12 protein-coding genes are annotated in these 18,460 nt (G+C 47.2%); 5 read left to right on the plus strand and 7 right to left on the minus strand.

The features are described 5' to 3' along the window. Positions 1–220 precede the first annotated feature (220 nt). The 6 genes from H8K36_RS15765 to H8K36_RS15790 all read right to left on the minus strand — a co-directional run bounded on the left by H8K36_RS15765 (position 221) and on the right by H8K36_RS15790 (position 6,856). On the minus strand, positions 221–670 hold the full coding sequence (locus tag H8K36_RS15765; protein WP_186917475.1) for a group I truncated hemoglobin: 450 nt from the start codon (positions 668–670) through the stop codon (positions 221–223). Positions 671–728: 58 nt separating this feature from the next. Beyond that, on the minus strand, positions 729–1,640 hold the full coding sequence (locus H8K36_RS15770; RefSeq protein WP_186917476.1) for a DUF3034 family protein: 912 nt from the start codon (positions 1,638–1,640) through the stop codon (positions 729–731). Positions 1,641–1,994: 354 nt separating this feature from the next. Further along, positions 1,995–2,711, minus strand: a complete 717-nt coding sequence (locus tag H8K36_RS15775; RefSeq protein ID WP_186917477.1) for an anti-sigma factor — start codon at positions 2,709–2,711, stop codon at positions 1,995–1,997. Further along, complete coding sequence (locus H8K36_RS15780; RefSeq protein ID WP_186917478.1) at positions 2,708–3,295, minus strand: RNA polymerase sigma factor; 588 nt, start codon at positions 3,293–3,295, stop codon at positions 2,708–2,710. The genes H8K36_RS15775 and H8K36_RS15780 overlap by 4 nt, the downstream gene beginning before the upstream one ends. 321 nt (positions 3,296–3,616) lie before the next feature. Then, positions 3,617–6,046: a TonB-dependent receptor gene (locus H8K36_RS15785; RefSeq protein ID WP_186917479.1), complete on the minus strand. Its 2,430-nt coding sequence runs from the start codon at positions 6,044–6,046 to the stop codon at positions 3,617–3,619. Between the two features lie 6 nt (positions 6,047–6,052). Beyond that, entirely contained in the window at positions 6,053–6,856 is an 804-nt protein-coding gene (locus H8K36_RS15790; RefSeq protein ID WP_230404711.1) for a substrate-binding periplasmic protein, read from the minus strand. Positions 6,857–7,336: 480 nt separating this feature from the next. Here H8K36_RS15790 and H8K36_RS15795 point away from each other — a divergent pair, with 480 nt between their 5' ends. Next, a complete protein-coding gene (locus H8K36_RS15795; RefSeq protein WP_186917480.1) occupies positions 7,337–9,493 on the plus strand; it encodes a S46 family peptidase in 2,157 nt (718 codons plus the stop codon). Between the two features lie 203 nt (positions 9,494–9,696). Then, entirely contained in the window at positions 9,697–10,731 is a 1,035-nt protein-coding gene (locus H8K36_RS15800) for a hypothetical protein (RefSeq protein WP_186917481.1), read from the plus strand. 153 nt (positions 10,732–10,884) lie between these two features. On the opposite strand, the gene nhaR is transcribed toward H8K36_RS15800, so the two are convergent. Continuing rightward, positions 10,885–11,844: a transcriptional activator NhaR gene (gene nhaR / locus H8K36_RS15805; RefSeq protein WP_186917482.1), complete on the minus strand. Its 960-nt coding sequence runs from the start codon at positions 11,842–11,844 to the stop codon at positions 10,885–10,887. 319 nt (positions 11,845–12,163) lie between these two features. On the opposite strand from nhaR, the gene H8K36_RS15810 reads away from it, so the two are divergent. The 3 genes from H8K36_RS15810 (at position 12,164) to metH (ending at position 18,381) form a co-directional block, all read left to right on the plus strand. Further along, entirely contained in the window at positions 12,164–12,850 is a 687-nt protein-coding gene (locus tag H8K36_RS15810) for a Bax inhibitor-1/YccA family protein (protein WP_186917483.1), read from the plus strand. A gap of 355 nt (positions 12,851–13,205) precedes the next feature. After that, entirely contained in the window at positions 13,206–14,171 is a 966-nt protein-coding gene (locus H8K36_RS15815; RefSeq protein WP_230404713.1) for a TerC family protein, read from the plus strand. A gap of 472 nt (positions 14,172–14,643) precedes the next feature. Continuing rightward, the gene (metH, locus tag H8K36_RS15820; RefSeq protein WP_186917484.1) at positions 14,644–18,381 is read left to right on the plus strand and encodes a methionine synthase; all 3,738 of its coding nucleotides are present in this window, start codon (positions 14,644–14,646) and stop codon (positions 18,379–18,381) included. The last annotated feature ends 79 nt before the right edge of the window (positions 18,382–18,460 follow it).

Below are 18,460 nucleotides of genomic sequence, written 5' to 3' on the forward strand. Positions count from 1 at the left end.
TCCACCTGACTAACAACCGACAATTTAAAGGCTAAGGTGTAATCTCTTTGACTCCTACGCTCTGTTGATTTCATTGACGTTCCTTTCGATCACAAAGAAAACTGTCAATCTATTTCAGGACGGGTCAGCTACAAGAAAAAAGGCTCGTCGAATCATGGCGAGCCTTTTTTTGCAGCGAAACACTCGTTCTCTAGCCTTCACCAAACCCAAAAACCAACGTTCAATGACTGGTAATTGGTCTTTGCATAGGCGCTAATTTAGCGACCAATTGATTCGCGACCGAACTTGGTACATTATTTTTTTCCATCGCCAATTGCAAGTCTTCAGCTAAGGCATTGAAATGGGCATTACGTACGCCCATGCCGTCATGCGCTTCGTACATATCGCGACCATTGTATTTGCAAGGTCCGCCAGCGAGTTCGCAAAATTGATCGACCAACATCGCCTTCAATTTGACTTGATCCGTCTTTTCAAAGAAACGATTGATACGGGTGTCTGCCATCACCAAAGGCATGAAGTCGTCAACGATCTTAGTCAAACCGGCTTTACCACCGAGTTCTACAAACAAGGCATCTTTCGTGTCGGCAGCAAAGGCGCTGCTGGTGCATGACATGGCGCCACAGATGAGCATGAAGCTAAGGGCTGATAAATTCTTTTTCAGGAGTTTCATAGTAATTTCTTTCTACAACAAATTTTTTAAGGGATCAAAAATGGGGTACTAAAGAGGCTTAGAAGCCAGTCTGTAAAGACAAGTACCAACCACGCTGATTTTTCGGATTAAAGATCGTGATATCACCAAGCGTTGCATAGGCAGCGGTGATAGAAACATTCTTAGTTGGGAAGTAAGCGACGAAAGCATCGTAGTAATCTTTTTCTTTGTCGACACCAAGATTACGTGGCTTCATACGATATTCAGCACCAACCACCCACTGGCGGTTAAGCAAGTAGGCAATCGATCCTTCGAGCTGCGCTTGATATTTGTCTTTTTGATCGCCACCAAAGCCCAACAAGCCCATTTGGTTTGCCTTGGTCAAACGCACTGTGCCATTGACCAATAAACTCTGCGCCAAATAAATCTTGGTTGCCGAAGCATAGTAATCCGTACCTTGATCATCTTTAGCGCCTAATTGCTTAACATTGGTCACCCCGAGTGCACCTAAACCACCAATGCGACTATCGCGCTTATACATGGCCCCGACTGCGACTTGTGGCATCCACCCGGTTTGATCGTAGACCGCTTCACCTGCAACGCGTACTTTTACGCCGAAAATGTCTTGCTGCAGATTGAGTAAATTCAAAGGAGCCAAACTGCCGGTGAATTCTTGTTTGGCGATGGAAAACTCCACGGTGTCGGCGATTCCGACCGCCGCACCATAAGTTTTCAATTGATAGTCTTGTGTCTTGACCTGTGTGTAGTGGGCGTTGGCGCCATAGCTATCACGTGTACCGTAACCAGTAATCAAAGCCCACGGCGTCAAACCGCCGCCACCTGCGCCTTCCAACTGACTAACACCACCTGTCGCCAACAGCTTACCCATGTCCGGTTTTAAACTATCTTGGGCGAAGGCTGGCAAAGCCACCGTTAGCGTAGCGCCGACCAAGGCCAAGCCTATGCAGCGTGAAATTTGTGTCAACTTCATTCGTATTCTCCTAAATCGGTTTTCTGGCTGATCACGGCCACTTAATGAAACATCGCCGCAACAAAAAAAGATGGCTTTTGAAGCCCTCAAAGACTTTTACGTAGAACACAGCAAATCGGATTCAAACAAATGAAAAAAGAAGCGATTTATTTTTCAAGAACTGAGAAGAGATAGCAATTACACAAGCGAAGACTAACAAAATTCGGAGAAGACTCAGTCCCAAGGTCGCACGACCATGCAGAGAAACGACTACCAACATGGCGTGCTATCGACGGCTATCAACTAAGGGAGTGAAACAAAAAACAAGTTCGCCGTCACGAACTTGCCTAGTCAAAAAGAAACACACCAAGAAAATCACACCTGTAGCCAAACACCTTTGAACAAGATAGGGCCGCTTGGTTTTTCAGGGTTACCTGAACCACCTTTCGGTTCCAAAGAAATTGCCAAGATATTAGTCGCCTCAGGCACCAAGAAATCTGGCAAGGCCAACTCGACCTCGCCATTGGCGGCGATCAAACCGAGCGAGCGAATCTTGCCGTCTTTGGCAATCGACCACAATTCCAAACTTTGATTCGCAGCGATCGCTTGGGCCTGCACCATACGCACAGTCATCTTACCTTTAGCACGATTACCCGAGATCAACACTTGTGTTTGCGCTTTTTCATCTGCAAGTGTTGCCACATAAGTTGGGCCAGTCGGCAAGCTCAATTCAGCACGTTGACTCAATAGCACGGAGACTAAGACTAAAGCAGCCGTGGTCGAAACCAGCCCAAGGCCACGCCAGAAACTCAAGTCCTGACGCAACTGACGCCAATATTCCCAACGATCATTCTTCTTAAGTAGACCTAATCGACGCTCTACTGCCAACCATACTTCGGCAGACACTGGTTGCGAAGAGGCGAATTCCGCCATCGGTAACAAGTGCGCTTGCCATTCTCGGACTGCTTGCAAGACCTTAGGATCTTGCTGCAATAGCGCATCAAAGCGGCGACGTGCGCCACCACGCAAAGTACCTAACACGTATTCAGCCGCCAATTTTTGTAGGAGTTGAGGATGTGCAGAGATTTTCATAGTGCGGGCACCTTCACCAAGCAATTACGTAATTTATCAAGTCCACGGCGTATCCATGTTTTCACTGTGCCGACCGGCATCGTCATATGTGCTGCTACTTCGCTATGCGATAGATCATGATAAAAAGCCAGCGCCATCGCTTGTCTCTGCATGGCTTCTAAGCGCGACATACATGCTGCCAACGCGACAGCATCTTGACTGAGCTCCATTTGCTGCAAGGGACTTAAGTCGCCACTCTCCATCGCTAATACGATTTGTGGATCAAACTCATCGGCGTCGATTTCCACATCATGGTCCAATTTACGCAGTAAATCGACGGCACGATTACGGACTATCGTCATCATCCAAGTCATCGGTGCGGCTAAGCTACTTTGATAGCTCGCGGCATTATTCCAAATATTGACGAAACTTTCTTGCAGTATTTCCTCAGCCAGCTCTCGCTTATTCAAGATGCGTAAAGCAAAGCCAAACAGCTTAGGAGAAGACGCTTGGTACAGCGCCTTAAAAGCGGCTGCATCTTTAGCGGCAACACCATTAAGCCATATATGTAGCTGTCCATTATCAATTCTGCTGGTGGTTTCCAAAAGAGCTCCTTTTCATTTTCTCTGGCTGTGCTTTTTGCGAGCATTTGCATGCTCGGTCACTAAGCTCACTATCTTAACAAGCTGAAGTGAACAAACTTTGTTTTTACTTGGGACAAATTTCGATTCATGCCACGCGACTACGTTAAAAGATCAGGACGAATTCAACATCTTGCCTGAACTTTTTTGGCATATTTCCAAATACTATCCACTTCGATTAAATATACGGAAAACAAAGCCAAATGGATTCAAAAAACCTGCTTGCGAAGTTCAAATACTCAAATTTATTTACACTACGACCACACAAACTTCAGAAACGGCGATTCAGAAACGACTACTCAGGCCCAAGAAAAACTGCCTAGGGGGAATTGGGAAGGTATTGTAAGTGCCACTGGCCGCGCCGACCACGATAGTCGACGTCCCTTGTCGGTTGCTCAGATTACTGACATGAAAATGGAGATCAATAGCTTGGGTAGTTCCGTGAAGAGGCAAACGGTAACGAAGTCCCATGCCAAATAAATGATAGGCAGGCACGTAGAGGTCATTAGTATAAGTGGCATAGCGCTTACCAACGTAGTCCGAGCTTAACAGCAATTCGAGATCTGTCCATTGCAGCTTCAAATTAGTTTTGTTCGACCAAGTTGGGCTGCCCGGCACTTGTTTGCCTGAGCTTGCCACACGATTCGCGCCATTGAAGTAATCGTCTTGATAGGTCGATCGATTATAGGAAAGCGCATTCGATAGGGAAAGACGTGATCCAAACTGCATTCCAACGCTGACATCAGCACCACGCGTGTTGACCGCACCGACATTCGCCAAGATCGGATTGCCATTCACAATTGACGAAATCACCGGCGTCGGACTGATTTGTAATAAGCGATCATGAAAATTGACGAAATACACTGCGGCCTGTGCCTCTATCGCGCTCAAGCCAGGAATGAAGGTCGACCGTGAATCATATTGACGACGACTGCGAATGCCGCTTTCAACAGTGTCTGCCGTTTCCGGTTGTGCGGTGCGCTTAAATAAGTCGAAGGCACTTTGATTACTCAGACTCCAAGGCGAAGGACCAACCGCACCATAGGTGACGAATTGTCGTAAATTTCTCTGGAGATTTAGGTAGGCTTGATCCTCGCTCGACAAACGCCACAGCAAGCCCAATTGTGGCAAGAACCACTTTCTGGTGATGATATTGCCCTCAGGTAGTGCCGCTGAACCACCGCCATTTCCACCACTAATAGCACCCAATTTTGGTTGTACAGGAAAAGTACCACCCGCAAATTGCAAGCTCGATTTGAAGCCTGCCTGCAAAGCGAAAGACGGGTGTGGGCGCCATTCATCTTGCACTGAAATTTGTACGACTTGATTATCAATTTCACTTCCGTATTGCGTGATCAAAGGGTCACGTGGCACATCATAGGGGCTCAATGGCCGATTCACATCAAGTGCATACCAACGACGATAAGCACTAGAGCGATTCTGTTCGGTCCAGAACCCGAGTTGCCATTGATGTTCGCCGCTTCTTTGCTGCCATTGTGAGATCAGTCCCGAACGCTGAATTTGATACTCCGTCGTGCGAACAGCATAACCAGAACCACCAAAACTTTGCTTCAAGTCCTGTGTCGGAAAATAAACCTTAAACAAGGTCGGCAAACCGGCCACACCGATAGGCCCGGCCACCGCCCCTAAACCGCGATCAAAGTGCACGTAGACCTGATTGTTCCAGCTCGTATCATGATCAATTTCTTGATCTAATTTGAGGTAAGCAAGATGGTCACGCCTTTGAGCGACCCCAAAATAGTTTCTGTAATTATTCCCATCGCCTACTGGCGGTCTACCTTGTGCATTCACATATCTCAATGCCAATCCGAAATCAGGGTAAGTCATAGGACGTGTGTAGGGGACAAAACTTTCACGAGCACTGCGCACCGTGCTGTCTTCATTCGGCTCGGCTTTGTCAGAAAAATTGTAATAAGCGGTCAACTTAGCCTTGGCGAAATACTTGACCCATTTCGCATTCAATTGTTCGCCGCCTTGCACCGCATTGAAATCCCAAGCACGTGCGCGTTGTCTCACTGCCGATAAATAAAATGAAGAAGACGCCGCAGATTGATCATCGACGCCCAGCTCTCCACTGTCATAACGTACATAACTACGGCTTGCCCCGTAGCTGCCAACCGTTTGCGCAAACGTCCAACTCTGTTTGGCCATGGGGTCACTCGAATAATGTTCGATAGTGCCACCTAGATTACTCGTCGATGCCGTAGCCAAATCTCCAGCACCAGAACTCAACAACACATTACGGACATTCTCACTGATCACAGCGCGTTGCGGCGAGAGCCCATTGTAATTACCGTATTGCTGGTCTCCTAAAGGAACACCATCCAAGGTGTAACCCAATTGCTGCGCACTAAAACCATGTACAAAAAGCGAAAAGTTCTGCTCGTTATTGCCCCAAGGGTCGGCTGATTGAAAAGTCACCCCTGCTAATTGATGTAATCCCTTTAAAGGATTCATACCTGGAAGTTGCTCTTGGAGTGCTCGACCCGAGAGGTTCAACACAGAGCGAGTTTTTTGCGCTTCAATCACAACGGTCGACGCTTCAGGTGAAGCGGGCTTTGATTCAGACTGAGTGTTGAATGCATTGCCTGCGGTTTGATCCGACTGTGCGATCGCTGCATTACTAAAGCATAAGACGAGACTCGCCGATATTAGGGACCGCGACAGCCTTAGTTCATGTGATGGCAATGGCATAGGGTCTCAGTTCAACTTGGGCCGATACCATAGGGAGGCATCGTTGAGCGGCGTCTCTTTTGGCAACAAGTGGTTAGTCATGTGGATGACACGGCGCTTCTTAAAATTGGCAGCTTCAATCGCTTTGCCATTGTATTTCCAGAAAATCGCATCGAAAGAACCATCTTTGATCATCTTCTGCAGACCTAGCGAAAGGCGCTTATGTAACTTGGTATTGGTTTTAGAAACGAAGAAATAATACGGCCAAGGGTAATAGAGCAGCAAACTATCATCGACAACTAAATCAGGATTATGTGGAGACTCTTTCTCAAACTCGTTGAAGATCTCGTTAATGCCGCGAGGAAAAAAATCAAAGCGCTGGTAACTCAACATGCGAAATAAATTACTATATTTTGCTTCTATGACCTTCACTCCATTCGCTTCATACAATTTCACATCGTCCCAGCCAACTCCTTGACCAACGCTGAACTTCTTTAGATCGTCAAGCGACTTCACTCCCGTCAACAGCCCTTGCTTATCCTTATGAACCAACAAAATACGATAGCCTAAAATTCCTTTGCGCAAAGGAATGCGTATCGGTAGATAGTTGCGCTCCTTTTCAACTGTGGTCGAGCTCCAAACCACATTCAGATCATTCTCGCGAGCCAGATTACTAAGATAACGCAAGCCGTTGGTTTGCAGAGCAGAAGCACGAAGTTCATAGGGACCAAATTCAGCGACGGTCTTTTCTAGCGCCATCCGAAGAATTTCTTTGACATCGTTGAAACGTGGATCACCCTTTTCCTCGTCGGCTGGATGAATCACTGTCATCACATCACTTGCCCTCACTGACGTAGGAAAGCATGCCAATAACATTAGCAAAAAAGTACCAGCCACAGTGTGTGCATAAAGGAAACGCAGCATTATATTTTTATGTAAAGAACAACTGCCAAACTATGAAATCAGACCATGGTCCACCATAGTTTTTCTTGGGCAAGATTAAATGTAGCACAACTGCTTCTTCCCTTGAGAGCAAACTCGACAAGCAGATTTGCTATGTGCTCGAGTTGGCTAGGCAATGCTAGTAGCGGAGAGGCTCTACGCGGAGCTGTATGAATAAACAGTGACTAAAATCCGACATAATCAACATTGGAATCAAGACTTTTCTCTCGGGCTTTCACTCTTACTGGCCACCTTCTTTTTCAACATTTGCCGTTAGCCCTCGATGGCGAACAAGGCTATACTCGCACCCTAGCAATTCTGAATGCAAATTAACAATATTCCAGCAGACCCGCTATCAAGGAGATTCAATTGTTCAAAAGACTAGTTCTACCCGCTGCCCTCCTCGCCATCAGCGCACAGGTGCAAGCAGACGAAGGCCAATGGCAACCCTACCAACTGCCGCAACTGAAAGCCGAATTGAAGAAAATCGGCATCAGCATTCCAGCAGAAAAACTGGCGGATTTATCAAAGCACCCGATGAGTGCGATTGTTTCTACTGGTGGTTGTTCCGCCTCTTTCGTTTCTAACGAAGGTTTGATCGTGACCAACCATCACTGCGCTTATGATGCGATTCAACGCAATTCCAGCGCCAAGAAAAATTATATCAATGATGGCTTCTTGGCTAAGACCCGTGCTGAAGAGTTGCCAGCTGGCGAGAGTACGCGCATCTACATTACCGACAAAGTCGACAACGTCACTAAGGAAATCACTCAAGGCTTAGGCGCTAACTTGAGTGGTCGTGAACGTCGCGAACAAATTCAAAGTCGCATCAAAAAATTAATCGCAGACTGCGAGCAAGATAAAGCTTACCGCTGCTCTGTACCGAGCTTCCATCGCGGCTTGGAGTACTACCGCATTCGCCAAATGATGATCCGCGACGTGCGCTTGGTTTATGCACCGCCCGATATGATCGGTAACTACGGTGGCGACATCGACAATTTCGAATGGCCGCGCCACACCGGTGATTTCTCTTTCATACGTGCTTACGTCGGTAAAGATGGCCGCCCAGCAGATCCATCCCCTGATAACGTTCCTTACAAATCCAAGGACTTCTTAGTCGTGTCTGCGGAAGGTATCAAGAATGGTGATCCAATTTTGTTAGCCGGTTACCCAGGCCGCACTAGCCGCTACAAATTACCTTCTGAAATTCGCTTTGCTCGCGATACCGATTACCCTGTACGTGCAGCAGAAATGTTGGCCGACATCGCCACGATTGAAGCTGCCACCAAGGGCAATGCTGATGATGAAGTGCGATATGCCAGCGTGGTCAAAGGCATCAATAATCGCTTGAAGAAAACGCAGGGCTTGATCGACGGCTTTGCACGTAAAGACATCGCTGCCATCAAAGATGGGCAAGATGCCGCCTTCCGCAACTGGTTGATCGGTTCTAGCAAAACTCCAGCGGAAGCGAAAGGCCTGCTCGCTAAGCTTGACGCCATCATTGCAGAGGATATGGCTTTATCTCAAGAAGAGTTAGCTTACGGCGTTGCCACCAATAGCGATCTCTTCAACAGTGCTCGTGCTTTGTATCGTCTGGCAATCGAGAAAGAGAAGCCCAATGCACAACGTGAGTCTGGCTACCAAGAGCGTGATTTAGCCTTCATCAAGGGCCGTTTAAGCCGTCTCGAGCAATCGTTCGTGAGCAAAGTCGATCAAGCCCGCTTGCAAGCTGCACTGCAGCGTTACGCCAAAATGGCTAAGCATCCGCAAGGCTTAGATGCGCTCTTACCAAGCGTTGAAGCAGCCGCAGACTTGTACCAAAAAACGCAGTTGACCGATACGGCGAAACGTTTAGCCTGGATGGAAAAAGATCGCGCCGCTTTCCAACAATCAGATGATGCCTTCATTCAATTGGCATTGAAGTTACACGATATCGGTATGTCTTTAGAAAACCGTCGTAAGGAAGTAGACGGCCAACTCGACTTCATCATTCCACAATACATGGAAGCCGTGATTGCATGGAAGAAGAGCGAAGGCAAGCCAGTCTATCCAGATGCCAACAGCACGCTACGCGTAACTTACGGCACAGTCGGTTCCTACTCACCACGCGATGGCGTCACTAAAGGCCCGTTCACGACGGTAGAAGGCATCGCTGAAAAACACACAGGCAAAGATCCTTTCATCGCTCCATCTAACTTGTTAGCTGCGATTAGAGAACAACGTTATGGTGTGTTCAAAGATCCTATCCTCGGCACAGTACCTGTCGACTTCTTAACCAGCGCTGACACCACAGGTGGTAACTCTGGTTCGGCAGTGATGAACAAGCGCGGTGAATTGATCGGTTTGAATTTCGATTCCACCTACGAATCCATCACCAAAGACTGGTACTTTGATCCGAAAATCACCCGTGCGATCCACATGGATATTCGCTACATGCTGTGGGTGATGAAGGAAGTCGATCATGCTGACAATATTTTGAAAGAGATGACGATTAAGTACCCTAGAGGTGTAAGCAATAAGAAGTAATCGCTGAAGTATGCGAAGGAAAACGGCGAAGTCACTGTTCTGTGACCTCGCCGTTTTTGTGCTCGTGACCTTACAACTACCTTCTACTACAATATGTCGATTCGACCCAAAGCAAAGTCAATCAATCGTCATGCATCATATTTAGATCCGATAGTACTGACCGTTTGCTTAAATCATACACAGCTTTTATTGGAGCAATGCTGATGAGTTTTATCGTCCAAGTCACTGACATAGCTTTACCTAGCGATGCCGCTCAACGCCAAAAGTTAGTTAGTAGAATAATCGAGGAATTTCATGCGAGCGATGGAGAGCCTAGCGCGAAGTTCGCTCAGCTTTATCAACAACTGGTTGCACAATATCCCTGCTTGTCTTCCTACAAAGATGGGACTGACGAATGTGTGTGGGGCGACGCGCCTTTGATCAACAATTTTGGTCAGCGCATTGCTATTCTCGATATTGTTCAAAACGAAGAGCAAGTACTAGCCTCGGTTTTAAAATTGGCTGGTGATCTAGGTTTAAAAGTCATCGAGACACAATCAGATACCGTCTATTTTCCGAATACACCAGAGACACAATCCTTCATCGTTTCACATGAAAAACCAGTACTCAAAGAAGAGCCACTGACAGAAAGAAGTGTGTTGCATTTCATTGTTGAGCGTTTGATGCCAATTTTAGAGCCTGCTGGGTTTACTTGGAAAAACAGAGAAAAATGGGCCATTAGAACGGCTGATTACGGAACTCAATGTGTATGGCTTGGGGTTGAAAAAAAACGAGATATGTTCGTGCTCTATATTACGGCTAGGTTTGATATCCCATCAGTGTGTGAAGTGGCAAAACTCATTACTGGTGATTCTTCGGAAACAGGTTGGATCGGCTGTAACTATTTATTTTTTACTGGCCAACATACTCCTCCTAAAGTGTCTAGGTTGGAGGACTTGGTTCAGACAACTGAAATAATCGAAGTACTAGTAAAGGAAAAAATTCTCCCCTTTTTTGAAACAACATTATCTATGATCACTTTGAACAGTTCTGTCAATAATTCAGAAAAGTGCAAATTCTATTTGAGTAATTTCCTTGTACAGGCAATGTCATTGGCATACTTGGCACAACCGGCAAGAATTCAAGAAACAGCCGATATCTATCGTGGTTATGTCAAATTTAGAAACTACCCTGAAGAGAATATTATGAGAATCAATCAACTTGTGAATAGACTTATTGATCTTAATCCCACACTTTAAGCGTACGTAACTCGGACTAGCGCAAACGCCACCGGAGACAATTGATCAAAATGATAATGTTGAGATGTGCAGAGCGTGGCGCGATTCTTGGTACATCACAGTTAACGAACATAGTTTTGCCACCCACTCCGAGTGCGCTGTCGCTAATCGGAGCTACGTCTGTGCTCCTATATTTTTTGCAGATGTGCGCGCCTTAGCCTTAGCCTGTAACTTCCCATTGATGATCGCTAGAGGCGCCGCCTGACTAATCGCCAGCACAGCCGGATGGGTAATCTTGCGTTGCACAGTAATCGCGTAAAAATGTTCTTTGATTTCTTCGGTGCTACCCACTAATTGCAAATCGTATTGACGCGTAATCATGTCGGCAATGGCGCTGGGTTTGGCGAGGAAGCCGACACCTGCTTGGCCGAAGGCGCTCATCAAAGCGCTGTCATCGAATTCACCGGCAATACGTGGGCGCACCCCCTTTTGTTCGAACCATTGCAATAATCGAGAGCGTAGAGCGGAGTCTTCACCAGGTAGCAATACGGGCGCGCCATTGAGGCAAGCAGGAAAATTCTGCGGATGAACCTCTCGCAGCGCTGCCGTCGCGAAGAAACTCAACCCGCATTCACCGAGTGGATGACTAAATCCTCGAACTTTGGTCGACGGAGGTAGCGGCGTATCGGTGATTACGATATCGAGTTTGTGGCGCGCTAAGTCACCCAATAAATCATCTAATTTTCCCTCGCGACAGTTGATGCGTAAGGTCTGCGGCAGGCTTAAAGCAGGCTCTAATAGTTTGTAGGCGACCGCTTTCGCTACGGCGTCTGAAACGCCGACGCGCAATTGCACGGTACGTTCCGTCGGATGGTGCTGTAGTACTTGTTCAAGCTCTTGGCCTAGCAGGAAAATCTCTTCGGCATAGGCAAAGACCAAGCGCCCCGCCTCGGTCAGTTCGAGGTTCCGTCCTGACTTCTCGAACAAAGCTTCGCCTTGGATGTCTTCAAACAGACTCAATTGCCCGCTGATGGTTTGTGGGGTTACATGCAACTGTTCGCTCGCCCGCGCGATGCTTCCACATTTGGCAACCGTCCAGAAGTAATGCAAATGTTTGTAATTAAGGTTGGCCATAGCAATCCTTGTGAATGAAAGTCGTTAGCTATTGCATGTCATTTCCGCTTAGGCGTGAATCTCGATAAGTAATATCAAACGACTCTAGATGCTTAGCTGTGTTGGCATGACTCTAATCATATGCCCCTAGCTAAAGCGGAGACATCGCCATACACATCGAAAAAATCGATGTATATCACAATTATATTCGACTTTTATTGTTTATCGTGGCGACCTATACTGCCGAGACTCAAACAGAGTCTATTTGAATTTCGTTCAGCTTCGGATTCAAGTAGTGAATGTAAAAAAGCTTTTTCTTGCTTGTTTTCAGGAGAACATCATGAGTTTCTTAGACCGCCCTCTTAACCGCGACGCGCAAACCGTAGCTTATTCGGATAGCCGTAACATCGCTGGGCATAAAGTACTACGCAACACGTATATGTTGCTGTCTATGACTTTATTGTTTTCAGCGATCACTGCTGGACTAAGCATCGCCTATTCATTGCCAAGTATGGGGATTATCGTCACCCTAGTTGGTTACTTTGGCCTCTTATTCTTGACCACTAAGTTGCGCAATAGCGCATGGGGTATTTTGTCCGTATTTGCCTTAACTGGCTTCATGGGCTTAACCCTAGGCCCTATCATCACGCGTTACCTTGGCATGCCGGGTGGTAGTGGCATCGTCATGAATGCAATGGGTTTGACCGCCGTCATTTTCATGGGCTTGTCTGCTTATGTATTGGTTAGCAAACGTGACTTTAGTTTCATGGGTGGCTTCTTGGCGATTGGTGCTTTAGTGGCATTCGCTGCTGGCTTAGGTGCAATCTTCTTTGAGATCCCGGCTTTGTCTTTGGCAGTATCTGCTGCGTTTGTCTTGCTGATGTCCGGCATGATCTTGTTCGAAACTAGCAACATCATTCATGGTGGCGAAACCAACTACATCATGGCGACGGTTAGTTTGTACATCAGTATCTTTAACTTGTTCACGAGCTTATTGCATTTGCTCGGTTTCGCGGACAAAGAGTAAGTTTGCTCACCGGTGGTGGCCAGCTGACGGCTCTCAACCATGGTTGCCACCGTTTTTTTATTCTAGAAGTAAGTGGTTGTCTCGATTGGCAGTAAAGCTTGTTATTCCTGCGAAGGCCTGAGTCTAAGGCGATGGCTCGACACAAAGTCGAAAGCCACTAGATTCCCGCCTACGCGGGAATGACGGCACCCCCAATCGAAGTCGATTATTAATGACTCACAAAAATTTTTCACAAAATTCAAAGATTTACGCAAGCCTGTTCCAACAAAGTCAATATGCGGGTACGCTAATGCAGCAAGGCAAGGCGAAGTAACAACGCTGGGGCTGGTTTACGTAAATCTTTTAAGGGAGTTATATGTTTGAATCTGTTGCTCAACCCTGGATGTGGGGCGCCTTCATCGCTTTCGTTTTAGCGATGTTAGCGCTCGACATCTTCGCACTCGGTGGTTCCAAGTCACATAAAGTTGGTGTGAAGGAAGCTGCTATTTGGTCTATCGTTTGGGTGTCATTGGCCCTGCTGTTTAACGTCGGCATGTATTTCTATTTGAAAGACATGGTGGGCGAAACCATCGCGATGACCAAGTCGATGGAATTCCTGACAGGTTACGTGATTGAGAAATCACTTTCTGTTGATAACGTTTTTGTGTTCTTACTGATTTTCGGTCACTTCGCGGTACCAGAGCAGTACCAACGTAAAGTTTTGTTGTACGGTGTACTCGGCGCGATCATCATGCGCGTGATCATGATTTTGGCTGGTAGTTGGGTTGTCTCGCAATTCTCGTGGGTCCTCTATTTATTCGGTATCTTCTTGGTTATTACTGGCTTGCGCATGTTGGTTGCGGCCGAAAAAGAGCCAGATTTAGAAGCTAACCCCGTGTTGAAATTTGCGAAGAAGATTTTGCCCTTTACTAAGGAATTTCACGAGGAAAAGTTCAGCATCATTGAAAACGGTAAGCGCGTCTTCACCCCTTTGTTATTGGTGCTGATCTTGATTGAGATATCTGACGTAGTGTTCGCGGTTGATTCAATTCCGGCGATTTTCGCAGTGACGACAGACCCATTCATTGTGTTCACCTCGAATATTTTCGCAATTATGGGCTTACGTGCTTTGTATTTCTTGTTGGCTGATATGGCAAACCGCTTCCACTTATTGAAGTTTGGCTTGGCTTTTGTATTGATGTTCGTTGGTATGAAAATGCTTGTGGTGAAATGGATGCACGTTCCCACTAATGTCTCTTTGATGGTGATCGGTGGTATTTTGACTGGTTCTATCGTGGCTAGCTTGATCGCAACGCGCAATCAAACACCAGAAAAGAAGTAAGGACATCGTAACGAATTAAGCTGCACGCTTTCCCTTATGGAGTTCCCTCCATATTTTGGCGCCAATGCTCTCGGGCAAAGGCGCCATTTTTTTGCCTCTTTCCCTAGGCTAAATCTCGCCTTCACCAGTTGCCGGCAGATCTTTTTTCTATTTACTAATACGACTTGCGCATAACAAAGCTGCGTTCAACATGTCTTTTACCTAGGAGACAGCTCACAAATTACCTATAAAACAATGGTTTCTCAACGCAAAAGTGGCCTTTTCCACCCTCACACTCAACACGGAATCCCAGCCAAGAGCAAAAAACGAGGACTTTTTGACGTATAATCTTATTTTTCCTGCGCCGATTTGAGACTCAGATTGCGGGCGCGTAATAAGTGCAGCTAAAAGGTAGTGAACATTTACCCATCGCACACTGATTACCCGATCCGCGCCTCTGCTCGATCGGGTTTTTGTTTTTAGCGAGCTACTTATGTCTTCTACCTTATCGCCCTCCTCCACTGAAATTCGCCTGCGCGAATTGCTCAAGCAACGCATCTTGATCCTTGATGGTGCGATGGGTACGATGATCCAGCGCTATAAACTGACCGAGGCCGATTACCGCGGTGAGCGTTTCAAAGACTTCACAGGTCCTGAAGGCGTGCGCGAACTCTTCGTTAAAGGCAATAATGAATTACTGTCTTTGACCCAGCCTCATGTGATTGCGGAAATTCACGAGCAATACTTAGCTGCCGGTGCTGACCTCATTGAGACCAATACTTTCGGTGCTACCACGGTCGCGCAAGACGACTACCATATGGCACATTTAGCCTATGAGATGAACGTGGCCTCTGCCAAGATCGCTCGTGCTGCTTGCGACAAATATTCAACAGCCGACAAACCACGCTTCGTTGCCGGCGCACTGGGACCTACTCCGAAAACGGCGTCGATCTCACCGGATGTGAACGACCCTGCAGCACGTAATGTCACGTTTGATCAATTGGTTGCGGCTTACCACGAACAAGTGCGTGGCTTAGTTGAAGGCGGCGCCGATGTGCTGTTAGTCGAAACCATTTTTGACACACTTAACTGTAAAGCAGCACTGTTTGCGATTGACCAATACTTCGAAGAAAGCGGAACCACTTTACCGATCATGATTTCCGGCACAGTGACTGATGCTTCTGGACGCATTTTGTCGGGTCAAACGGTACCCGCATTTTGGAATTCGGTACGCCATGCCAAACCTTTGACCATCGGCTTGAACTGCGCACTCGGTGCAGCTTTGATGCGCCCTTATGCTGAAGAATTATCGAAGATAGCCGACACCTTTGTCTGTATCTATCCAAACGCAGGTTTGCCTAACCCCATGAGCGATACTGGCTTTGATGAATTGCCAGCGGATACTTCTGCTTTGTTGAAAGAATTTGCCGAAGCAGGCTTTATCAATATCGCGGGCGGTTGCTGCGGTACGACGCCAGATCACATCAAAGCGATTGCCGATATTCTCAAAACACAAACACCACGCAGCGTATCCAAGGTAGAACCAGCGATGCGCTTGTCTGGCTTAGAGCCATTCACGATTGATGCGCAGTCTTTGTTTGTGAACGTCGGTGAGCGCACCAACGTCACCGGTTCGAAAGCCTTCGCCCGTTTGATTTTGAATGAACAATACGACGAAGCTTTAGCGGTCGCACGTCAGCAAGTCGAAAACGGCGCGCAGATCATCGACATCAACATGGATGAAGCGATGCTCGATTCGCAAGCGGCGATGACACGCTTCTTGAACTTGATCGCCTCTGAACCCGATATTGCCCGCGTGCCTATCATGATCGACTCCTCAAAATGGAGTGTGATTGAAGCTGGTTTGAAGTGCGTGCAAGGTAAAGCCATCGTCAATTCAATTTCGATGAAAGAAGGCGAAGACGAATTCTTACGTCAAGCGCGCCTCTGCCGTCGTTACGGCGCAGCGGTGATTGTCATGGCCTTTGATGAAAAAGGTCAGGCGGATACTTTTGCGCGCAAAACCGAAATCTGTGAACGCGCGTATCGTCTCTTAGTCGACAAGGTTAACTTCGATCCACAAGACATTATTTTCGATCCCAACATCTTCGCAATCGCGACGGGTATCGAAGAACACAACAACTATGCCGTTGACTTCATCGAAGCCACACGTTGGATACACCAGAACCTACCGGGCGCAAAAATCAGCGGTGGTGTTTCAAATGTAAGCTTCTCCTTCCGGGGCAATGATCCGGCACGTGAAGCAATTCACACCGTCTTCCTCTACCACGCGATTCAAGCGGGTATGACCATGGGTATCGTCAACGCCGGCATGATAGGTGTGTATAGCGAATTACCAGAAGAATTGCGCGAACGTGTGGAAGACGTTGTGCTCAATCGCCGTGATGATGCGACAGAGCGCATGATTGAATTCGCAGCAACCTTGAAAGCCGACGGCAAGAAAGAAGAAGCGACACTCGAATGGCGTAACGAACCCGTGCAAAAACGTTTAGCGCATGCGTTGGTGCACGGTATTACCAATTGGATTGTTGAAGATACCGAAGAAGCACGCTTGCAATTTGAACGTCCAATTCAAGTGATTGAAGGTCCTTTGATGGACGGCATGAATGTCGTCGGTGATTTATTCGGTCAAGGCAAAATGTTCTTGCCGCAGGTCGTCAAATCCGCCCGTGTGATGAAACAAGCGGTGGCACACTTGGTGCCCTTCATCGAAGAAGAAAAGAAACGTAGTGGTGACAATAAACCGAAAGGCAAAATCGTGATCGCCACGGTGAAAGGCGACGTCCATGACATTGGAAAAAACATTGTGACTGTGGTTTTGCAATGTAATAACTTTGAAGTCGTGAACATGGGGGTGATGGTGCCGTGCTCTGAGATTTTGGCCAAAGCCAAAGCCGAAAATGCAGACATTATCGGTCTCTCCGGTTTGATCACACCATCATTAGAAGAGATGGCTTACGTTGCTAAAGAAATGCAGCGTGACCCTCATTTCCGCATGATGAAGATTCCACTATTGATCGGCGGAGCCACTACCAGTCGCGCACATACCGCGGTGAAGATTGCGCCAAATTACGAAGGCCCTGTGGTGTATGTTCCTGATGCATCTCGTTCGGTTTCTGTCGCCCAATCTTTGTTGACACCAGAAACACGCGAGCAATACATCAACGAACTCGCGACCGACTACGAACGCGTTCGCACCTTGCATGCGAACAAAAAAGCGACGCCTATGCTCAAGCTGGCACAAGCGCGCGCAAACAAAATGAAGCTCAGTTTTACTGGCAGCAATGCGCCAGTGAAGCCCAAGTTCATCGGCCGTCGCGTTTTCAAAAATGTCGACCTCGCTAATATCGCTAACTATATCGACTGGGGTCCGTTCTTCCAGACTTGGGATCTCGCTGGCCCTTTCCCTGCTATTCTGAAAGATGAAGTCGTCGGTGAAGCTGCAAGCAAAGTCTATGCAGAAGGCCAAGCGATGCTGAAGAAGATCATCGAAGGCCGCTGGCTCACTGCCAATGGCGTCGTCGCTTTATTGCCAGCGAATACGGTGAATGACGATGACATCGAAATCTACACCGATGATAGCCGCAGCAAAGTTGCTATCACTTACTTCGGTGCCCGCCAACAAACAGAAAAACCGATCATCGACGGTGTGCAAAAGCCGAACCAATGTTTAAGCGATTTCATCGCCCCTAAAGATAGCGGCATTAACGATTACATCGGCATGTTCGCCGTCACAACAGGCTTAGGGATAGAGAAGCACGAAAAACGTTTCGAAGACGCGCATGACGATTACAGCAGCATCATGTTGAAGTCTTTAGCAGATCGTTTGGCAGAAGCGTTTGCAGAATATCTGCATGAACGGGTACGTAAAGATTTGTGGGGTTATGCGGCTGATGAGTCTTTGAGTAATGAAGACCTGATCAAAGAAAACTATTCCGGCATTCGCCCTGCACCAGGCTACCCAGCATGCCCTGAACATACGGTGAAAACTGAAATGTTCAAACAGATGCAATGCGAAGAAATCGATATGTTCATCACAGAATCGTGGGCGATGATTCCAGGTGCTGCGGTATCGGGCTTCTACTTCGCGCATCCTGAAGCCAAGTACTTCAATGTGGGTAAGATTGGTGATGACCAGGTTACTGATATGGCGCTGCGGCGTGGAGTGGCGAAGGAAGATGTTGAGCGGTGGTTGGCGCCGAATTTGTGATTGTGCAAAGTCGCCAAAATTTTAGCTTTATACCTAATTAATGGCGCTCTAGGAACAATCGTCACTTTAGCGCTGTAAA

Origin of the sequence: Affinundibacterium nitidum (genome assembly GCF_014284155.1) — a bacterium.
Taxonomy (GTDB): Bacteria; Pseudomonadota; Gammaproteobacteria; order Burkholderiales; family Burkholderiaceae_D; genus Undibacterium; species Undibacterium nitidum.